Annotated in this window: 19 protein-coding genes; 9 read left to right on the forward strand and 10 right to left on the reverse strand. The window is 33.0% G+C overall.

The features are described from left to right. The first annotated feature begins 69 nt into the window (after positions 1 to 69). The 9 genes from SJY43_RS13985 (at position 70) to SJY43_RS14025 (ending at position 7,734) form a co-directional block, all read left to right on the forward strand. Complete coding sequence (locus SJY43_RS13985) at positions 70 to 2,313, forward strand: molybdopterin-dependent oxidoreductase (protein ID WP_396601361.1); 2,244 nt, start codon at positions 70 to 72, stop codon at positions 2,311 to 2,313. Next, positions 2,310 to 2,843, forward strand: a complete 534-nt coding sequence (locus SJY43_RS13990) for a 4Fe-4S dicluster domain-containing protein (RefSeq protein WP_396601362.1) — start codon at positions 2,310 to 2,312, stop codon at positions 2,841 to 2,843. Before SJY43_RS13985 ends, SJY43_RS13990 begins: the two co-directional genes overlap by 4 nt. Positions 2,844 to 2,853: 10 nt before the next feature. Then, a complete protein-coding gene (nrfD, locus tag SJY43_RS13995) occupies positions 2,854 to 3,813 on the forward strand; it encodes an NrfD/PsrC family molybdoenzyme membrane anchor subunit (RefSeq protein ID WP_396601363.1) in 960 nt (319 codons plus the stop codon). 12 nt (positions 3,814 to 3,825) lie between these two features. Continuing rightward, positions 3,826 to 4,356 (forward strand): YeeE/YedE thiosulfate transporter family protein, encoded by a 531-nt coding sequence (locus SJY43_RS14000; RefSeq protein ID WP_396601364.1) that lies wholly within the window; start codon positions 3,826 to 3,828, stop codon positions 4,354 to 4,356. Between the two features lie 16 nt (positions 4,357 to 4,372). Beyond that, positions 4,373 to 4,963: a YeeE/YedE thiosulfate transporter family protein gene (locus tag SJY43_RS14005; protein ID WP_396601365.1), complete on the forward strand. Its 591-nt coding sequence runs from the start codon at positions 4,373 to 4,375 to the stop codon at positions 4,961 to 4,963. Between the two features lie 18 nt (positions 4,964 to 4,981). Next, positions 4,982 to 5,635 (forward strand): rhodanese-like domain-containing protein, encoded by a 654-nt coding sequence (locus tag SJY43_RS14010; protein ID WP_396601366.1) that lies wholly within the window; start codon positions 4,982 to 4,984, stop codon positions 5,633 to 5,635. Between the two features lie 56 nt (positions 5,636 to 5,691). Then, positions 5,692 to 6,303 carry a rhodanese-like domain-containing protein gene (locus tag SJY43_RS14015; protein WP_396601367.1) on the forward strand — a complete coding sequence of 204 codons (612 nt, stop codon included), beginning with the start codon at positions 5,692 to 5,694 and terminating at the stop codon, positions 6,301 to 6,303. A gap of 45 nt (positions 6,304 to 6,348) precedes the next feature. Then, positions 6,349 to 7,002 carry a Crp/Fnr family transcriptional regulator gene (locus tag SJY43_RS14020; protein ID WP_396601368.1) on the forward strand — a complete coding sequence of 218 codons (654 nt, stop codon included), beginning with the start codon at positions 6,349 to 6,351 and terminating at the stop codon, positions 7,000 to 7,002. A 72-nt stretch (positions 7,003 to 7,074) separates the two neighbouring features. After that, entirely contained in the window at positions 7,075 to 7,734 is a 660-nt protein-coding gene (locus SJY43_RS14025; protein ID WP_396601369.1) for a Crp/Fnr family transcriptional regulator, read from the forward strand. A 16-nt stretch (positions 7,735 to 7,750) separates the two neighbouring features. Here the strand turns inward: SJY43_RS14025 and SJY43_RS14030 are convergent, their stop codons facing one another. The 10 genes from SJY43_RS14030 to nirB form a co-directional block, all read right to left on the reverse strand. Continuing rightward, the gene (locus tag SJY43_RS14030; protein ID WP_396601370.1) at positions 7,751 to 9,178 is read right to left on the reverse strand and encodes a rubredoxin; all 1,428 of its coding nucleotides are present in this window, start codon (positions 9,176 to 9,178) and stop codon (positions 7,751 to 7,753) included. After that, a complete protein-coding gene (locus tag SJY43_RS14035; protein WP_396601371.1) occupies positions 9,178 to 12,699 on the reverse strand; it encodes a molybdopterin-dependent oxidoreductase in 3,522 nt (1,173 codons plus the stop codon). Before SJY43_RS14035 ends, SJY43_RS14030 begins: the two co-directional genes overlap by 1 nt. 190 nt (positions 12,700 to 12,889) lie before the next feature. Further along, the gene (locus SJY43_RS14040; protein WP_396601372.1) at positions 12,890 to 14,317 is read right to left on the reverse strand and encodes an MFS transporter; all 1,428 of its coding nucleotides are present in this window, start codon (positions 14,315 to 14,317) and stop codon (positions 12,890 to 12,892) included. A gap of 236 nt (positions 14,318 to 14,553) precedes the next feature. Further along, a complete protein-coding gene (locus SJY43_RS14045; protein WP_396601373.1) occupies positions 14,554 to 15,648 on the reverse strand; it encodes a DUF748 domain-containing protein in 1,095 nt (364 codons plus the stop codon). A 110-nt stretch (positions 15,649 to 15,758) separates the two neighbouring features. After that, a complete protein-coding gene (locus tag SJY43_RS14050) occupies positions 15,759 to 16,424 on the reverse strand; it encodes a response regulator (protein ID WP_396601374.1) in 666 nt (221 codons plus the stop codon). Positions 16,425 to 16,461: 37 nt separating this feature from the next. Next, complete coding sequence (locus SJY43_RS14055; RefSeq protein WP_396601375.1) at positions 16,462 to 16,839, reverse strand: RidA family protein; 378 nt, start codon at positions 16,837 to 16,839, stop codon at positions 16,462 to 16,464. 13 nt (positions 16,840 to 16,852) lie between these two features. Beyond that, positions 16,853 to 18,667, reverse strand: a complete 1,815-nt coding sequence (locus SJY43_RS14060) for an ATP-binding protein (protein WP_396601376.1) — start codon at positions 18,665 to 18,667, stop codon at positions 16,853 to 16,855. A 15-nt stretch (positions 18,668 to 18,682) separates the two neighbouring features. Further along, entirely contained in the window at positions 18,683 to 19,267 is a 585-nt protein-coding gene (locus tag SJY43_RS14065; protein ID WP_396601377.1) for a DUF4202 domain-containing protein, read from the reverse strand. 17 nt (positions 19,268 to 19,284) lie between these two features. After that, on the reverse strand, positions 19,285 to 19,662 hold the full coding sequence (gene nirD, locus SJY43_RS14070) for a nitrite reductase small subunit NirD (RefSeq protein ID WP_396601378.1): 378 nt from the start codon (positions 19,660 to 19,662) through the stop codon (positions 19,285 to 19,287). A 33-nt stretch (positions 19,663 to 19,695) separates the two neighbouring features. Beyond that, a complete protein-coding gene (gene nirB, locus SJY43_RS14075) occupies positions 19,696 to 22,212 on the reverse strand; it encodes a nitrite reductase large subunit NirB (RefSeq protein WP_396601379.1) in 2,517 nt (838 codons plus the stop codon). Between the last annotated feature and the right edge of the window lie 97 nt (positions 22,213 to 22,309).

Below are 22,309 nucleotides of genomic sequence, written 5' to 3' on the forward strand. Positions count from 1 at the left end.
AATCAATGACAATTGTCATAATTTCAAAACCTCAACGACTCTATCTTTACTGGGTAAAAAAAGTAATCTATGAGGACTTCGAGGAGAAAATTTATTAAAATTTCCGCATTAGGTATAGGAGGACTTGCTACCTCTACTTCAGCGTTAAATCTTTTTGGTGAAAATTCATATCTAAATGAACAAGCAGCTATAAAGAATGCTCAAAATCTAAAAAAAACAGCCACGTATTGCGAGGTATGTTTTTGGAAATGTGCTGCTTGGGCCTATACAGATGAAGAAGGTAATGTTAAAAAAATTATAGGTAATGATGAAGATCCACATTGTAACGGACGCCTTTGCCCAAGAGGTACGGGTGGCGTAGGAATGTATCATGATGAAGACCGATTAAAAACGCCATTAATTAGAACAACTGTTGATGGTGAAGAAACGTTTAGAGAAGCGAGTTGGGACGAGGCTTTAGATTTAGTCGCAAGTAAATTTAAAAGCATTAAAGACAAATACGGCCCAGAATCCTTAGGGTTACTTAAACATGGATGTCCGGGTTGGCATTTTGAACATTTATTTAAAGCCTTTGGCTCTGATACTATTGCAGAACCAGCTTTTGCACAATGTAGAGGACCAAGAGAAACGGCTTTTGCTTTAACATATGGCGCTTGGGTTGGTTCGCCAGAACCAACAGATATAAGAGACACCAAGTGTTTAGTACTTATTGGTTCTCATATTGGTGAAAATATGCACAACACCCAAGTACAGGAAATGTCTGATGCTATAGATAACGGAGCTACTATTATAACTGTAGACCCAAGATTTTCTACAGCAGCAAGTAAATCGCAACATTGGTTAGCTATTAAACCCGCTACCGATATTGCTTTATTACTGTCGTGGATGCATGTATTAATTGAAGAAGAAATCTATGATAAAGCCTATGTTGAAAAATATGCTTTAGGCTTTGATGAATTAAAAGCCCATGTTAAACCATTTACTCCAGAATGGGCCTATGGTATTACCACCATAAAACCAGAAGAAATAAGAAAAACTGCAAGAGCTATGGCGCAGGCCGCTCCCGCTGTTATTGTGCACCCAGGAAGACACGTAGTATGGTATGGCGATGATACACAAAGAGAACGAGCTATTGCAATTTTAAACGGTTTACTAGGTTCATGGGGTCGTAAAGGAGGCTTTTATTTTAAAGAAAAAATATCTATTCCTAATTTTCCACATCCTCCATATCCGCATCCAAAATGGGATTGGAAAGATATAGGGAAAAATTACCCATTGGCGCAAATGGGATTAACGAATGAGATTATTAAATCTTCCATCCCAAAAGAAAATCCTGAATATCCTGTCAAGGCGTGGATGGTTGCAGGAACAAACTTATTAAAATCTATTCCAGACACTAAACAGTTAAAAGAAGCACTAGACGCATTAGAGTTTTTGGTGGTTATAGATACCATGCCAATGGATATAACTGGTTATGCAGATGTGATCTTACCCGAGTGCACCTACCTAGAACGTACCGACATTGTGCGTTCTGCAACCAACAGAGAACCCTCAATTGCGGTTAGATTTGCTGCAACAAAACCTAAATACAAAACAAAACCTGGAGCTTGGATTGCCAAAGAACTTGGTATGCGCTTAGGTCTAGAGGACTATTATAAATACAATGATTTTAATGAGGTTATTGATTGGCAACTTAAAGAGTTGGGTACTTCAAGAGAAGAAATGGAGAAAATTGGAGTGAAAAAATATCCTAGAAAATCTGGTTCTATGTATTTAAACGAAAATGAAGTTTATGAATTTGGAACTAATAGTGGCAAAATAGAATTCTACTCTAGAGAACTAGAAGACTTAGGTTTTGACCCTTTACCAAAATACACCCAACATCCTGAAGCACCACAAGGCTTTTATAGATTAAATTATGGAAGATCGCCTATGCACACCTTTAGTAGAACATCGAACAACCCTAATTTAACCGATTTAAAAAGTGAAAATAAACTTTGGGTAAATCCAAAAGTTGCCAGAATACTAGATTTAAAGAAAGACCAAGAGGTTTGGCTAAAAAACCAAGACGGCATTCTATCAGACTTTACTATAAAAGTAAGAGTAACCGAAAGGGTGCGGTGGGATTCGGTTTATATGGTTCATGGTTTTGGTATGAATAATAAAAAACTATCTAGAGCTTTTGGAAAAGGTGTTGATGATACACAAATGATTTCAAATATATTTATTGATCCAATTATGGGAGGAACAGGAATGCGAGGCAATTTTGTAACCATTTTAAAGGATAACCCACATAAAACTTCTGAGATATGAGATATGCCATGGTAATAGACACTTTAAAATGTGTTGGATGTAGTGATTGTGTGGTAGCATGCCAAACAGAAAACGATGTTCCAATTGGTTATTGCAGAGATTGGATAACAGAAACTGTAGATGGTACATATCCTAATATTGCTTTAGAATTAAAATCTGAAAGATGTAACCATTGTGCCAACGCACCTTGTGTAAGATGTTGCCCAACAGGCGCTAGCCATATAGTTGATGGTGGTATTGTTTTAGTAACAGCAGATGAATGTATTGGTTGCGGCGCTTGTATAGAATCATGTCCTTATGATGCGCGATATCAACACCCAGATGGTTATGTAGATAAATGCACATTTTGTCATCATAGACTTCAAAAAGGTCAACTTCCTGCATGCGTTTCTGTGTGCCCTACTAAATGTATGTATTTTGGAGATTTAGACAACCCAAATAGCGAAGTATCATTACTATTAAAGAATAGAAAATATAAAACGTTAGCGCCAGAAGCAGGTACAGATCCACATGTATTTTACTTAATTTAAAACCAATACGATGCAAGAAGAATTATTCACAAGCGGAAGACATATTCCAAACATTGATCCTTCATTAGAAATTTGGCATTGGCCAATATCTGTATATTTATTTTTAGGAGGCCTAGCTGCTGGTATATTATTTTTTGGAGCCTTACTCTATATATTAGGCAAAGAAGATGAATATCCAACGGCTGTAAAAACAGCATCTATTATTCCACCTATAGCATTATCATTAGGGCTATTGGCTTTAGTTTACGACTTAACGCACCCCTTATACACATGGCAATTATATACCACGTTTAGAATAGAATCTCCAATGTCTTGGGGCGCGTGGGTTTTGTTAATTACAACACCTTTATCTTTTCTTTGGACTTTTAGTTATTATCGAGAAGTTTATCCTAAACTGGAATCTAAATTAAAGGTGTTCAAAAAGTTTAAATTTTTAAACAGTTTTGAAAAATTCATCATAAAAAACAGAAAAAATATAGCCTATGCGCTAATTCCTTTGGCATTAGTTTTAGGTGTTTACACTGGTATTTTATTATCTGCTTTTAATGCAAGACCGCTTTGGAACAATGCTATTTTAGGCCCTTTATTTTTAGTATCTGGTTTATCTACAGGAGCTGCCGCTATTATTCTTTTATCAAAAAAGAAAACCGAAAAACATCTGTTTGGAAAAATTGATTTAGGCTTAATCATTATTGAATTAGCGCTAATCACTCATATGATTATGGGATACTATGCAGGCTCTCAAGTACAACTAGAAGCCATGCAATTATTAATAGCCGGAGATTTTACTTTAATGTTTTTTGGCTTTGTGGTTTTACTTGGGCTAATAGTCCCTGCAATACTTGAATTTATTGAGCTAATAGGCTTTAAAGTTCCTGTTGTAGTACCGGCTTTGTTGGTCATTATAGGCGGACTCATTTTCCGATTTGTTATGGTAGAAGCCGGACAATTAACAAGATTTCTTTATTAAAAAATATTAATTATGAATACAAAACTAAAGCAAAACAGTCATTTATATTGGAATCCATATTTTGGTGGCTTTCTACTTGGCATCATAATCATTTTTACCTTTTTACTAACTGGAAGAGGTTTAGGAGCAAGTGGTGCCATGAAAAGTAGTGTTGTTACCATTGTAGATAAAGTAGCTCCAACACATGCCGAAAACAACGCATACTATAGTCAATTTATAAAAGAAGAAGATACACCAATGAATACATGGTTGGTTTTTGAAGCCATAGGCGTACTAATTGGCGCATTTATTTCTGGAAGTTTAGCTGGCAGGATTAGATGGAGAGTGCAACATTCTCCTAAAATAACTAGCAAACGCCGATTAATTTTTGCTTTATCTGGAGGTATATTGTTTGGTTTAGGCGCTCAAATTGCTAGAGGTTGTACAAGTGGTGCTGCATTAAGTGGCATGGCTGTATTATCATCTGGAGGGTTTATAACTATGCTTGCCATTTTTGGCACAGGCTATATTGCGGCTTATTTCTTTAGAAAAAATTGGATTTAATTAAAAAATATAAAATATGGAATTTTTAATTTCTAGTAGTATTATTCCTGAACAATGGGATAGTATTGTTGCCATTTGTATTGGTATTGCTTTTGGATTTGTTTTAGAATCTTCTGGGTTTTCTTCTTCAAGAAAAATGGCAGGTGTTTTCTATGGCTATGATTTTGCAGTTTTAAAAGTATTTTTCACGGCTGCGGTAGTATCTGTAATTGGCATCTATTATTTAGATTATTTAGGCTATATAGATGTAGGACAGCTATACATACACCCCACTTATGTTTGGGCTGCAATAATTGGTGGCGCTATAATGGGAATAGGTTTCGTTGCCGGTGGCTTTTGCCCTGGAACCAGTTTATGCGGTGTAGCAATAGGAAAACTTGATGCTTGGGTTTATGTCTTAGGTATTTTGATTGGAATATTTATTTTCTCTGAATTGTACAACTTTATTGAACCTATTTATAACGGCTATTACTTAGGTAATATCACTTTAATTGACTCATTTGATTGGAATCCTTATTGGACAATTTTTATATTTTCCATAATAGCCATTGTGGCATTTGTAGTTGCAGACCTGGTTAGGAAAAAAATTAAAAAGGTGTTTTATTAATTAATAAACAATGTAAAGATGGTAAAGAAAAAAATTGCAAAAATTTTATCTTTTAGATACATAATGATGGCTGCCATACTTATTATTCTAGCCGGTGGTCTAGTTTTATTACCTAAATATGAAAAAAATGAAGGTATACCAGCCGATCAATTACTTGGCAATATAATAAGTCTTGAAAGATATATATCAACAGATCAAATATCTCATAAAATAATTAGTCAAGACCCTTCTTTCATATTAATTGATGTTAGAGATGAGAAAAGCTATAACAGATACACGCTTCCTAACGCTATAAATATTCCTTTAAAAAAATTACTTGATACGGAATTTGAATCTTATTTAAATCAAGACCAATATGACGTGGTATTTTTTTCGAATGATAATTTTTACGCAGATCAAGCTTGGAGTTTATGCAATAGATTAAACTATAGTAATTTACACGTTTTAAAAGGCGGTATAAACAAATGGTTTACAACAATTATTAATCCAACTAAACCTACCGAAAATATGCCTTCAAAAGCATTCGAATTATACACAACAAGAAAAGCCGCAAGCATGTTTTACGGGGTGGTTTATCCTGACCAAGTAAAAACAAAAAGTGTAAGTAAAAAAGCCCCTAAAAAAATAATTACAGTAAAGAAGAAAAAGAAAATTGCTGAAGGTGGTTGTTAACTTTAATTGAAGTTATAGTCTAGCATGACTGCTAAAAAACAATAGATATCTAACACATGAAAGAACTAGAAAAAACAAAACGTATATCAATAGCTTCAACACTTTTTATATTGATAATATTAATTGGACTTTTTACATTCAAAAGGCCTAAAAACACGTTTGCACATAACACTAAAGATACCCTCGAGAATATATCAAACAATAATTACTTTGTTAATCTTAAAAACATTAATAACCAAAACAATGTATTAATTGATATAAGAAGTGCCTTTGAATTTGAAAAAGGTCATTTAAATAATGCTATAAATATTCACACTCCCGATTTTTTAAATGAAGAACACTTAAACGTTTTTAAAGAATTAAAAAACACGAATAAAACAATTGTTCTATATGGTAATAACCCTCAAGAAACTAATTTACCATTTTTACTATTATATCAATTAGGGTTTGATACTACTAAAATACTAACTATTGAAATAGATTACGATCAAAATAAATTAATAACAAAAAATAGTGATATTGAAACAACAAAAGCAGATGTTGCCGCTTTTATACAGGAATCTGCTAAAAAGGCAAATATAAAAATAAAACCAAAAGTAGTGCCAGCTCCTAAAGTTGTAATTCCAATCAGAAAGAAAAAGAAATCAGCTGTAGAAGGCGGTTGCTAATTTCCAATAAAAAAATTACAAGATTTAAGATTGTAGCATTACAAAATGAAAAAAAACACAACATTTTTAAAAGAACAATTACACTTACATTTTAATAATGTATTTGAAAAAAGATTGATTAATGAGATAGCGAGAAATGGCACTTATGCCACTTATGATAAAAACGACCTTTTAATAGATATCGGGTTAGAAATGACTCATATTCCATTAATTATAAATGGTCTTGTTAAAATCTCAAGAGAAGACAATCACGAGAATGAGATTCTACTTTACTTTTTAGAAGAAGGCGATACTTGTGCTATTTCATTCATAAACTGTATACACCGAAACAAAAGCATGTTTAGAGCTACAGCCGAAGAAGACATTGAATGCATTATGTTCCCTGTTCATAAAATTGAAGAATGGATGGTTAAGTATAAAACTTGGCGCGTTTTTATTATTGACAGTTATCATAACAGGCTTGAAGAAATGCTTAGTGTTATAAAAGAATTGGCTTTTTTTAAGCTTGAAAGTCGTCTATACAAATACCTTTCCAATCAAGCTAAAATTAGACATAGCGAAGACTTATTAATTACTCATCAAGACATAGCAAACGATTTTAACACATCAAGAGTTGTCATTTCTCGAATTTTAAAAAGACTAGAACATGACGGAAAAATTAAACTTGAAAGAGGTAAAATACATATCTCTATTCCTTAAAATATAAATTGGTGAAATTTTAAAATTTAAATTTTTGAATAAAAACTAAATAATTTATACTGTTAAATTTCAATGAATAAACAAGAAATTATTTTAAAAGAAAAATTAAAGAATTATTATTCAGATATTTTTGAGGACGACTTAATCAATGAAATAATTAAAGTTGGTCATTTTGAGAAAATAAGAAGTGGAGAACTTTTAGTTGATATTGGTGATGCTATGACACATATTCCATTAATACTTAATGGTGTTGTAAAAATTATAAGAAAGGAAAAAGAAGGAGACGAAATAGTTCTTTACTTTTTAGAGCGTGGCGATACTTGTGCCATTTCGTTTGTAAACTGTATAAACAAGAAAAAAAGTGTTTTTAAAGGTATTGTAGATAAAGATGTTGAAGCGCTTTATATACCTATTGACATTATAGACGAATGGTTAATAAAATTCCAGTCTTGGCGTCATTTTATAATTGACAGCTACCATTTTAGATTGATAGAAATGGTTGATTCTATTGATAGTTTAGCATTTTTAAAAATGAACGAAAGGCTTTTAAAATACTTATCAGGTAAGGTTCAAATTAATCATAATATCGATCTTGAAATAACACATCAAGAAATTGCAAATGATTTAAATACCTCTAGAGTTGTTGTTACAAGACTTATAAAACAATTACATGATGAAGGTAAAATTAATTCAACCCGAAACCACATTAAAGTTTTAGAGTTTTATGAATAGAAAAAAAAGAGCTGTATTACTTCACCAAAATCTTTTTCTCAAAACTACTTTTTGGCGCTTCACATAATGAACATTCGTAAGTTTCTGGTAGGTTTTCAAAAGGTGTATTTGGTTGAATATTTTGTGTTATATCTCCATAAACTTCATTATAAACAGTCATACAATCTGAACATTGATAGACTTCTTCTTCTGAAGTTTCTTTAACTATTGTTTGTACATCTGCTTCCCTCTCTGTTCCTAATTGCTCAAAATACAATTGGCTTAATTCCATTAATAAACCTGGTAATTCTACCTTATCAACATCCTGAACATGAACAATATACTCTCTAGAGTTTGGGTCGAAATTTTTTGCATATAATAAATTATAGGTGTCTCTTATTTTAAAATCTCCAATACTTTCTGGTTGTCTATTTTTCTCGATTACTATGGACGTGAAATTATAAGAATCACTATCATAACTTGTAATACCAAAAGTTAAACCATAAGTACTAATATCGTTTTGATCAAAATTAGTAACTAAGTATTTTTTTAAGCTTAATGCATCTTTATCATTAACTGGTAAATGCCAATTCATCTCTAACATAGAGTGACGCACATTTATCCCATATTTACCTAAAAACTTTTCCCATTTTAATTTTGACTGTAACGGGATACCCTTTACAATAAATGATTTCCAAGGTGTGATAGAAATTTTACCAATTTTATTTTCTGAACATAACTCACACATGGCTTTTAAGAAAGGAATATCGTATCTGTTATTTCTCCAATATAAGCCTAACCAATAACGATCTGTACCAATACGATTCATGCCTTCATAATATGGAAATGGATAAAACGGAACTTCCAATGGTTTGTCGACTGTTCGGTTATTTGTATCTACTGCATCATTTACTAAATCGAAAACGGTCTCGATAGTTTCAGGCTCTTCTATCAAAATATTTTCGATAGCACATTCTATTTTCTCCATATCCCAGCTAAAAATAAGCGCAGGATACATTACTGTTTTTTCCCAACCAGGTAGCCTTAAATATAAATACCAATAATCTTCATGCTCTGAAGCTATAAAATTTACATTTCCAGTAAATAAAGGCACTAAACGTTGCTTTGGGTCTATAACGTTAATACGAAGCTTTGGCGTATGCTTAAACTGCTCTAAAACATACAAATACCTATCACTAGTTAACCATGATGTGCTCTGTAAAATCTCTGCAGAGACATAAGAAGATGCTATATTTTCTATACCATCGCGTTTAGGTTTTACAAATTGTATTTTATTAAACTGCTCAAACTTACTTTCATCTATAGCTTCAGGAAAAATTATATCTTGTCGAGAACCAAAAGAAATAGCATCTAAACCTAACGCTTCTGCAGCTTCACAAATGTATTTTAATTCTCCAGGTGATAACACACCGCCATTTATCATTAATCTGTATGGTTCATTCATTACGCTAATACTTTTGAGTTTTGAAGAATCTCGCGAACTTCAGTTTTACAACTACCACAACCTAAACCAGCACCTGTTTTATTACACAATTCTGTAAAATCTGTACAGCCACCAGAAATAGCTTCTTCTATATTACCTGTTCCAACTTGACTACAAGAACACACTAACTCACCTAACATTGGCACATCATTAGAAGAACCTCGAAGTAATTTGTCTCGTTTATCGGCCATCTCGATCTTACTTTCAATCATGGTTTTAAATTCGGCAAATTCATTTTTATCGCCCATTAAAACGGCACCTAGTAGTAAATCGTCTTTTACAATACACTTTTTATAGTAACGCTTTTTAATATCTGTAAAGATGATTTCTTCATAACTATCATCGTTATCTGGAACATTAATTTCACCAATACTACACAGACTTAAATCGTTGAATTTCAATATATTCATTAAAACAGAACCGTTATAAGAACAACTAATATCGCCTGCAATAAAGTTGGCTAAAATATTAGCTTGCTCTTCTGCTGCCGACGTAATTCCGAATAACTGATTGTTATATTCTGCTATTTCACCAATAGCAAATATATCTGGATGAGACGATTGCAGATGCTGATTTACCTTAACACCGCGTCCACAGGCAAGGCCGTTAGCTCTAGCCATTTCAATATTAGGAATAGTACCTATTGCATACACAATGGCATTTGCTGTTATAAACTTTCCACTTTTTAATGTGATGTTTAACTCACCCGTTTCATCATCATCAAACACGGTACTCACTTCATTATCAAAGTAAATTTGAATGCCACGTTCTTGAACATCTAAAGCTAATAATTTACTAGAAACTTTATCTAATTGACGCTCCATTAAACGAGAAGCACGCTGTACAATGGTAATTTTAGCGTTTTTATGCTTCATAGCTGCTGCAAGCTCTAAACCTAATAATCCACCTCCAACTATAACAACATGTTGCTCTTCTGGTGGTAAACCTGTAGCATCTAAATACGTTTTAAAACTATCGGCATCACTCTTATTTCGCATGGTAAAACGACCTGGTAAATCTATCTGAACATCTTTAGGTACAAATGCACGGCTTCCTGTTGCTAATATTAACTTATCGAAAGTGTGTGTTTCATTGGTATTGTCAATTACATATTTATCAACCTTACAAATTTCAGTAATATAGGTCTCTGGATGTAAATGAATATTTAACTTACTTAACTCTTTCTCTTTAATTTTTAATAGTTGCTCCCAAGACAATTCTTCGGTAACATACTCTGGTAATAAAACTCTATTGTAAAATAGATTAGGTTCTTTTGAAAACACATGAATTTCATCTGTTTCATTTTGCTCTCTATAATTTTGTATAAACCTAAATGCCGCTGCTCCTGCCCCAACAACAATAATCTTATCTACTGCTTTTTTATACTTAGCAACCGAAACCCTTGTGTATTTAAAGTCAGGTTCTTTAGATACAGGATCAATGTGTGTGTTAGTTAAATTATTGGCTCTATTTAAATTACTTTGCAATTGTTTACCCCAATGCATTGGTAAAAACACAACACCTCTTTTAATGGTGTCTGTAATTTTAGCTCGTACTCTTACTACACCATTTTCTCCTTTTATTTCTGTGATATCTCCATTCTTAATTTTATATAAAAAGGCATCTACTGGGTTGATTTCTAAAACAGGCGTAGGATAATGCGTTTTTAAACGTGATACCTTCCCTGTTTTAGTCATGGTATGCCATTGGTCTCGAATACGGCCTGTTGTTAAAATTAATGGAAACTCATTATTAGGTGCTAACGATGTGTTTAGTGTATTATTTGGTAAATTAAATTGTGCTTTTTTTGATGGTGTATAGAACTTTTTGTCTGCAAATAAACGTGGCGTTCCTTTATGTCTTAATTCTGGCACAGGCCATTGAAAAGTACCTTCATTTTTTAAACGATCATAATTCAAAAAGGACACATCAATATTTGTCCCTTTAGTCATAGATGCATACTCATCGTATATTTCGCTTGCATTGTTAAAATTAAAACCTCTAAAACCCATGCGCTGTGCAAAATCACAAAATATCTCAACATCTGGTCTTGCTTCTCCTGGAGCTTCAATTACTTTAGGTAAATGTGAAATTCGCCTTTCAGAATTCGTCATCGTTCCCTCCTTCTCCAACCAACTTGCAGCTGGTAAAACTAAATCTGCGAAAGCAACCGTATCCGACTTATGAGAAATATCTTGAACCACAACAAACTTTGAGTTTTTCATGGCTTTTTCTATACGATTTAAATTTGGCATACTAACTAAAGGATTAGTAGAAGCAATCCAAACGGCCTTAACTTTACCACTTTCTAGTGCATCAAATAATTCTGTAGCTGTTAATCCTGGTTTTGGGTTAATTTTATCTACACCCCAAAACTGAGCAACTTCACGACGATGTTCTTCATTGCCTAAATCTTTATGAACCGCTAACAGATTTGCCATACCGCCTACTTCGCGACCTCCCATAGCATTTGGCTGCCCTGTTAACGAGAAAGGCCCTGAACCTGGTTTTCCTACTTGTCCGGTAATTAGGGATAAATTTAGAAGTGATGTATTTTTGTCTGTTCCTATAACACTTTGATTAAGCCCCATAGTCCACATACTTATAAAACCTTTTGAAAGGCCAATAATATCGGCTGCTTTTCTTATATCTTTTTCTTCAACGCCACATATTTTAGAAGCCTGTTTTAAAGATGTTTTAAATATTAAATCTTTGTAAGCTTGAAAACCTTCGGTGTGATTATTTATAAAATCTTCATCAATTAAACCACGTTTATACAAGCATCTACCAATTGCGTTATTTAAAACAACATCGGTACCTGGAAGGATCTGTAAATGTAAATCGGCAAAATTAGCCGTATCAGTTTTTCGAGGATCAATCACAATAATTTTTACATCAGGATTTTCCTCTTTACGCTTTTCAATACGTCTGAATAAAATGGGATGACACCAAGCAGGATTAGCTCCGGTAATTAAAAAAGTATCTGCAAGTTCTATGTCTTCATAAGAAACTGGCACACTATCTTCACCAAATGTTTTCTTATAACCAACCACCGCAGAACTCATACATAATCTTGAATTCGTATCGATGTTATTTGTGCCAATAAACCCTTTAGTAAGTTTATTAGCAATATAATATTCTTCTGTTAAACTTTGTCCTGAAACATAAAAAGCAACACTATCTGGACCGTGCTTTTTAATAATTGATTTAAAAACACTTGAAGCTCTATCTAAAGCGTCGTCCCAACTTACACGCTCGCGCGGGTGAGAACGACTCCAACGCATTTCTGGGTATAAAATCCTATCGGAAGTATCATTTGCAACGTAATGCAAATTCATGCCTTTAGAACACAACATACCTTTGTTTACAGGATGATCTTTATCGCCTTCAACAAAAACCTTATCATTATTATCTTTTTTAACAATAATACCGCATCCTACACCACAATAGGAACACGTTGTTTTTACTTTGCTTTTAATCATATGGGACTTACATTTTACACTAAATAATACATTTTAAAATCAGAAAACAAATACTTGACTCATTATTCTGAATACCTTAAAAAAGGCATCTTATATTTATAAATTGATAAAAATGAACAAACTAAATAATTAATGTTACTTATCAATTTTAAAGCTTTTCGATTTTCTGCTTTCGCGGAATTCGAAACGTTTAACTTTTTACTTTTACAGGTATTAAATCTTCTGGGTTAATATTAGAATCTATTCTAGCAATGTTTTCATCTTCTTCAGAAAAACGAATTGTTAATGAAACAACAGCCGTAATAGCTACAACAATTCCTATTATAAAATAACCATTAGATACAGCTGATGCTGATGCGGCAGATTGTGCAGCGTTTATAACAGATTCTCCTAACCCTTGATTGGCAGCAATAGCTGCTTTTTCTGCAACTGCAGATTGCGACTTTAACAACATAGCTGCTAAAAATGCTCCTACATTACCACCTGCTCCTACAATTCCAGAAACAGATCCTATTGCTTTTTTATTTATAAATGGAACAACCGAAAACGTTGCGCCTTCTGCCATTTGCACAGACAAACTAAATAATATTAAAAATACGATACCAATAGCAATACTTGTTGTTGTAGAAAAAGTCATTAACATGGCAGCTTGTACTGCTAAAATTCCTGCTAAGAATAACACACGACCTCTTAAACCTTTAAGTTTACCAAATTTATCGCCAAAGAAACCACCTAAGGTTCTTGCAAAAATATTCATTAACGCGAATGATAAAACAATATTTCCTGCTGTTGCTCTTTCTAATTGAAAGGTGTTTTGCAAATAATCATCCATGGTACCATAAACTGTTAATTCAATACCGAAACATGCCGCATAAACAACAAATAGAATCCACGTTCTATAATCTTTTAATACGGTTGCAAAACTTACCTGATCTTTCTTTTTTTCAATTTTGATTCCAGATTCTTTTAACTCTTTAAAATTTCCTTGTGGTGTATCTTGGGTAAAAAAGAAATACACAATACCCATTAAGAAACAAACTATCCCTGCAATTACCATTGAATATCTCCAAGCTTCCCCTTCGGCAACACCAAAACCAATTACTGCAGCAGCAATTAACGGCATTCCTAATCTATTTGCTCCTCCACCAAGATTTCCCCATCCTGCAGAAGTCGCATTTGCTGTTCCAACAATATTTGGAGCAAACATTAAAGATGTATGCACTTGTGTGATTACAAAAGATGCGCCTATAAAACCAATAAATAATCTACATACCAAAAACTGAGTTGGCGTTTGTACCAATCCGCATAAAACTACTGGAATAGCTCCTAGCATTAATAACCAAGTATAACATAAACGAGGTCCGTATTTATCACATAATTTACCAATTAATAATCTTGCGAATACTGTTCCTGAAACTGCTAAAATAATTGAGTTCCATTTTTGGTCTGGCGTTAACCCTAAGTCCCTAACTACATCTGGCATAAACGGTACGATACCAAACCATGCGAAAAAACATAGAAAAAAGGATATTGCCGTTATCCAAAATGTACGAATAGATACATTTTTAAGATTGAATAAATTTAGTGTTGTTGATTTAGTTTGCGTTGTAGTATCCATAATTAAGTACTTTTATACGTACAAAACTACGTATTTATACTTAATTTTACACAACACTAAGTAAGTATTTCAAAAGAAATGTGAAATTAGTAACGAAAGAATATCAATTCTATAGAATTCCTAAAATGAGAGAAATTATTTAATTAGTTTTTGAGAATTTATAAATTAAGCTTACCCAAACAAAGCGGATATAACTGGTAAAATGAATAAAAAAATCTATTACCAGAAGATTCAACCTATTTTTTCTTCTTTTCATCTACGAAGGCATCATTATATTCAATTTCATCATCAACTTTACCTTTAAAAGCTTTAATCCAAGCATTACTAAAAATATTAATAACTGCTGGCCAAACACTACCTTCTACATTATTTAAATCACCTTCAATTGGAATTTTTGTTGCAAACGTATTCGTTTTTTGGTTTTTTAATATGAATTTAAAAAAGCCAACAAAACCTTCCCACAAAACATCTAAAAAGCTATCTCCTTTTCCTATTAATTTACTTTTTTCTAATAGGGGCTTCATATAGCCTTTTAAATAACCATCTGCAATTGCAATCTCACTAAACAGCTCAAATTTTCCGGCCGAAAAATCTATTCCTGCATAATGACGCGTAAAATCATTTAGAGCAGTTGCATTAGCTTTTTCTAAAGAAAACGAAACATCCATATCAGGAATTTCCTTAACTAAATTTATACGACCATCTAGCGTCATTTCCCCTTTACCTATAGAGTTACCCGTGGCATGAATTGGAGATGGTAAGGTTCTATTTTTTTCAACAACATTTCGCAAATTAGTTGCCGTGAGCTCCACATGATCAAAATGTAAATCAATATTTGGATCTGTTCCCAATTCGACATAAGCTATTTTACCTTCATGAATAGTAAATCTATTAATATCAATAGGCACAATATCTGTCAAGGCTTTCGTCCAATCATCAACATCAGCATCAGCTTCTGCAGCACTTTGATCTTCTACAACATAAATAACTTCAGGGTTGTGCATTACAATTTCACTAACTATTTTACCTTTAAATAGGGAACCCCATTCTATAGAAATATCATTTTTAGGAAAATTCAAAAATGGCACTTCAGTTTTAGCTTGTATCTTATTTAAATACATACCTTCAATAACATAGGCTCCGCGATATAATGCAATATCAATGTCTTTAACTTCACCATAAAACCCCGGTAAATCTGCTAAAGATTTATTAATTTGATTTTTAACTAATGTAGGTAGGTAAAATCTAAAAACAACTAGTATACCTAACACTATTAAAGGTATTGTATAACGTTTCTTTTTGTAAACTTTACGTTTTTTGGGGTTTTCCATTTGTGATTTTATTTACACATAAATAAAGAAAAGTATAATTGCGATAATTAAAACTTGTTAATGGCATAAGTATAACGCATTTGGAAATTAGCTTTTAATTTAAAAACGCATTAAACCAACCCGTATTCTTTAGCCTTATTACTTAATTCCATTAAGTTTTTTACCTCTAATTTTTTCATTAGATTAAAACGATGTACTTCGGCAGTACGCTTGCTAATATTAAGTTCATCAGCAATATCTTTATTGTTTTTTAATTGTAGAACTAAACCCAAAATTTGCTTTTCGCGTTTAGTAAGTTTGAACGGATCTTCTTTTATTTCAACCTTTGGTGTAACAGCAGTATTAGTATTACCACTAACAAAATTATTCATGATAATTGCAGACACATCTCCAGTAAAGTATTTACCACCAGAAGCTACTTTATTTACAGCTTTCAAAAACTCTTCTTTACTTGCACCTTTTAGCAAATAACCGTCTGCACCAGCCTGAATGGCTTGTACTACGTATTCTTCTGAATCGTGCATAGAAAGCACCAAAGTTCTAACATCTGTATACAACCTGTTAATCTCTCTAACAGCATCTATACCATTCATTTCTGGCATTCTAATATCAATAATTAATACATGAGGTTTGTTTCTAGCAACAACTTCTAGAGCTTCTTTTCCGTTAGAAGCTTCATCAATAACAACAATACCAGATTGATCTTCTAAGAGCGCTTTGATACCATCTCTTACCAAAACATGATCATCGGTTAAAACAACATTAATTATATCCATAAGTACAAATGTAATAAAATTACGTAATACTACGTATTTAACTCTTTAAAGCAGTTACTTGAATTTCAATTTTCATTTTTTCGTTTGCCAATCCAGCAGAAAGCATTGTTGCAGCTGGTTTAATAGCTCCAAAATATTTTTTAAGAATTGGCCAACACAACTCAAACTCATCGGCCTTTGGTAAAATATAAGTTACACGAACCACATCGGACAAACTCGCCTCTGCTTCTTTTAAAGTCTTTTTAATATTTAAGAGGCATTGTTCTGTTTGCTTAACTATATCTTCACTAATAGTCATAGTTTCATAATTATAACCCGTAGTGCCAGATACAAACACCCAATTATCTTGAACAACCGCCCTTGAATATCCAATTTTTTCTTCGAATGTAGAACCAGAATTTATTAGTTTTCTCATCTTAAATTTATATTTAATCTAGAGGAATATTCAATGTAACCCGAGTTCCTTTTCCTTCTTCAGAAGTTAAGAATAATCGCCCGTCAATATACTTGATACGCTCTTTCATAAAAGTCATACCCATACCTCCATCTCCTGTTTTAATAAGCTTAACTTTATCGGGGTTAAATCCTTTTCCGTTATCATCAATAACAATACTTAGTAATTTTTTACTGTGAGAAAGTGACACTATAATATGTGTAGATTCTGCATATTTTATGGCATTATTTATAGCTTCTTGCGTGATGCGATAGATATTAATTTCAGAAAGTGAATCAAGGCGTTGGTTAAAATCGGTCTTATTAAAAAGTACTATTTCTTTTCCAGTAAGCTTTCCTAGTTCGAGTGCTAATTTGGTAATTGCAGGTACAATACCATAATCGGTTAACTCTGGTGGCGTTAAATTAAATGTTGCTGTTCTAACACCTTTAATAATATTTGTTGTTAGTTCCTTTAAATGTTGAACTTTAGCCGTTGTTTTCTCAACATCTTTAGTATCAATACTCTCTAAATTATACTTTAAACCGGTAAGCATTTGCCCTATGCCATCATGCACGTCTTTTGCAATGCGGTTTTGCTCCTTTTCTTGATTTTCAATAATTTTACTAGAAATGATTTTTTGCTGATTCATCTTCTCATCAAAGCTTTTTTCAGTCAATCTATCTATTTCTAATTGGGCTATTTTTCGTTCTGTAATTTCTGAAGCAATAATTAATAACTCCGATTTATCTTCGGTGGGACTAAATGGAATTATTGCCATTTCTAACCAAATATCTTCACCTGCTTTTGTAGTTGATTTTACTTCACCCTGCCATCCCGTTTTTTTATGTGTAGCTATAATATCTTCTATTACCAATTGTTCACTTTCAACAGTAGACAATACATTCCAGAATAATACCGAATTATTAAACTTTGAAAAACTAAATAATCGTGAAAATTTATTTCCTATGTGTACTAAATTTCCGTTTGGCAAAATACGGGCAAATAGTAACGTATCATCCATAGCACGGCTTAAAGCCCGTAATTCTTTAATAGACTTCTCTTTAGCAATGCTCAACTCATCGGCATCGAAGGCCATCTTTTTTGCTTGTTTTTCAGCAGATAACAAATCGGCCAAAATAGATTTTACAGATTTTGCCGCTGGCCAAAAAATAAATAAAAATTCCCCAAAAAGAATGAGTAGTGTAAGTACTGTTAACCACATTTCTAATTGACGCAACCAAGCTACGTTATCTTCAGCCTCAACATCATATTGATTTACAATATCATCCATCATAGTTAAAAAAGTTGCTTCGTTAGCTTTTACTTTTTCAATATCTGAACTATAGAATTCTAAAGATAATGGTGGGTTATTTTCAATTTTATCTATAATAGATTTTGAAGCCTTACTAATAGTATCAAAAACAGGGTTTAATAAATTATACTTTTCAATTACCTTTTTACTATTCTTATTAGGTAGTCTCAAGCTATCATTTCCGTTTTGAAGCGCGTGATGAGACAACTCCCAAAGCTGAAGGGTTTCCTTAATTTTATTTTTTAGAAGGGTTATATTTTCAGGGTTAGTTTCTGCCGAAAGTGACACAATATCTTTAGTCAGTTTTTGACTTAACATACGTTGCCTTCCAGCAACATTTATAATTGTAGAATCACTTTCTTGACCACTAAGATGTGTCCTAATCAATATTTGACTTACAATTACTGAAACTGCAATTGTACTTAGTGCTATAATATATAAACGGCGTAGTTTATCAAAAGTCCTTTGGTCTAATGAATTACCGTTTTTTGTCATATTACATACGTATTGTTAAGAAATGGCTTGTTTTACTAAAGCTAAACCTTTTTCGGAAAACGGCAATTTTAAAGCTGCCTGATGCCCTTTATCAGACATTTTTACCCATGTTTTCTTCAAGATATCAATAATCTTCTCTTCACTATGCTTCTCTAAAAACTCATCATAATAATAATCTAAAAACACCAGGCAAATGGTATCTTCTAACTTTTGAGACTCTTCGTTTTTCTTTATTAGTTTTTTAAGAATAATAGCTTTAACGCGATCTGAAAATTGCTCATCAAAACCAACTTGCTTTAAAATATCTACAGTTAAATCGGCATGCATTTTTTTTAAGGTCTCACGCCATTTTAAATAGCCAACACGATCCATTGGGTATTCTTTACGTGCAATTTTCCAACGACAAATATGTTGTGCACGTGCTGCAATTTGAAGTGCTTTAGAAGCATCTGGATCAAACTGTAACAGTTTCCTTGTCATACGTTGAGAATACAATAATTCCTTAGGGTATTCTATACCAGCAACTTGGTATGTGTTTATATCTTCAGAGTTTGCTTTATCAATTAATGCAATTGCTGTTTCAAATCGTGTAGGTTTCATGTATGTATTACTTATCGTTAATCCGAGAAGCCAATATACACATTTTCTCCTTCAATTTTAACAGGATAAGTTGCAATAGCATCTAAATCGCCATTTAAATTTTCTCCATTTTCTAAAGAGAATGTTTTCTTATGAAGCGGACAAGCGACTTTGGGAGCTCCTTTATCATCACCAATCATACCTCTACTCAAAACCATTTCCATTTTATGCGGACATAAATTTTGACATGCATACCATGTATTTGTTCGTGCAAAGTTAAACACAGCTATTTGTTTGTCTTTATATTTTACACAAGCACCTCCATCTTTTGGAAAATCGTTTATTGAAGCGGCTTTAAACCAAACTTTTACATCTTCTAACTTAGTAGCTTTATATTTATCTAGAATTTCTTCCATCTTTTCTTACTTTAAAATTTTAGTACTATTTAATTAGTTCCATTGTTCTGGCATTTTTTGATCCCTTAAAGGAACAAAAACTAAGTTATCATCTTCTTCTTCACTATTTACAAAGTGATTAAAACGTTTCATCATTTCTGGATCGTTAACAGCTTGTGTCCACTCGCATTCAAACTTGTTAACTAAAGTTTGCATTTCTTCATCTAAATCGGCAGCAATACCTAATTTATCTTCAATAATAACTTCTCTTAAGTATTCTATACCGCCTTCTAAACGATCTTGCCAAGCAGCAGTACGTTGTAACGGTTTTGCTGTACGCATGTAGAACATTAAGTATCTATCTATATATTTAATTACCGTTTCATTATCAATTTGTTCTGCAAACAATTCTGCATGACGTGGTGTAGCTCCACCATTTCCTCCAAGGTAAAGGTTCCAACCACCTTCTACAGCAATTAAACCAAAATCTTTTCCTCGTGCTTCAGCGCATTCACGAATACATCCTGAAACACCACCCTTAATTTTGTGTGGCGCACGAATACCTCTATATCTATTCTCTAGTTCGATACCAAAACTCACACTTTCATCCATTCCGTAACGACACCATGTAGAACCTACACAGGTTTTAACGGTACGTAAAGATTTACCATAAGCATGACCACTTTCAAAACCATGAGCAATTAATTCTTTCCAGATTAATGGCAATTGATTTAATGTTGCACCAAATAAATCGATACGAACACCACCAGTTACCTTAGTATATAAATCGTATTTCTTAGCAATTTCTCCAAGAGCAATTAATTTGTCTGGTGTAATTTCTCCACCTGGTACACGAGGTACAACTGAATAAGTTCCATTACGCTGAATATTAGCTAAAAATCTATCATTCGAATCTTGAATAGCATATTCTTTATTAGCAGTATCTGCGTTTATACTTGCCATTAATGAAGCCACTAAAGGCTTACACAATTCGCAACCGTGACCACCAGTACCGTGATTATCTAAAACCTCGTTAAAAGTTGTATAGCCTTTTACTTGAATAATTTTATATAAATCTTGTCTATCTAGCTCAAAATGTTCGCAAACGCCAGCCTTAACAGTTATACCTAAAGATTTAAGTGTTGCATTGGTTAAATCGGTAACCATAGGTTTACAACCACCACATCCAGTTCCAGCTTTTGTGCAACTAACTACACCAGCTACATCTGTAGCTTCGCCGCTTTCAATAGCACCACATATTTGTCCTTTTGTAACACTCTCACAAGAACAAATTTGTGCTTCGTCTGGTAAATCCATAACGTCACCAAAAGATGCTCCACCATCACCAGAAGGTAAAATTAATTGTGCTGGATCTTCAGGAATTTTCATTCCGTTTAAATAAATTTGATGTAACATACTGTAATCGGCAGCATCACCAACTAGAATCCCTCCTAGAAGCGATTTCCCATCAAGACTTACATTAATTCTTTTATATAAATGTTGTGTTTTATTTTCAAAAATTATAGAGTGGCCTTTAGCAGCAGGCATAAACGGCTCTCCGAAACTCGCTACATCTACACCAATTAATTTTAATTTGGTAGACATATCAATTTCTGCTGGCATCAACGTCTCTGTATTACCTATAATTTGATCTACAGCAACTCCAGCCATATCATAACCGGGAGCAACTAAACCATATATCATTTGATTGTATAATGCAATCTCACCGATAGCATAAATATTCTCGTCTGATGTTTGCATTTTATTATCAACTACAATACCACCTCGAACACCAACTTCTAAACCAGAATTTTTCCCTAATTCATCTCTAGGTCGAATACCAGCAGAAACCACAAGCATATCAACTTCTAACATATCATCTTCACCAAACTCCATTCCTGTAATATGGTCATCACCTAGAATTTGATTGGTTGCTTTACTTAAATGAATATTTAAACCAATAGACTCTAATTTTAATTGTAATACTTGACTACTTCTAGAATCTAGTTGTCTTGGCATTAACTTAGGAGCGAACTCTACAATATGAGGTTCTAAACCCATATCCATAACCGCTTTACCAGCCTCTAAACCTAATAAACCACCTCCAAGAACCGCAGCTCTAGCATTTGGTTTTTCAGCTTTAAGCTTAGCAGCATATGCTAACATACCTTCTAAATCTTCAATAGTTCTATAAACAAAAACACCTTCCTTTTCAACACCTTTAATTGGTGGCACAAAAGGTGAAGACCCCGTTGCAAGAACCAAGTAATCATAAGAAAACTCACGATCTTTAGCAGTAGTTATCGTTTTTGATGCTCTGTTAATATCTGCAACACGCTCTCCTGTGATTAATTCTATATCGTTCTCTGCATACCATTCTGCCGGAGCCATTTCTAATGCTTTTGCATCTTGATTTTCAAAAAATTCACTTAAATGAACTCTATCGTAAGCAGGTCTTGGTTCTTCACCAAAAACTGTGATTTTAAAGTCTTTAGCTTCAGATTTCTCTACAAATTTCTCACAAAACTTGTAACCAACCATTCCGTTTCCAACAACAATAATATGCTTCATAAATTACGTATTTAAACACAAAACTAAGTATTTATACGTATTTTTAAGTGTATTTAATCAACAAATTTACGTAGTAAGCTTATTATTATTGATTTCA

The sequence above is a fragment of the Algibacter sp. R77976 genome (assembly GCF_044594645.1).
Lineage (GTDB): Bacteria > Bacteroidota > Bacteroidia > Flavobacteriales > Flavobacteriaceae > Algibacter_B.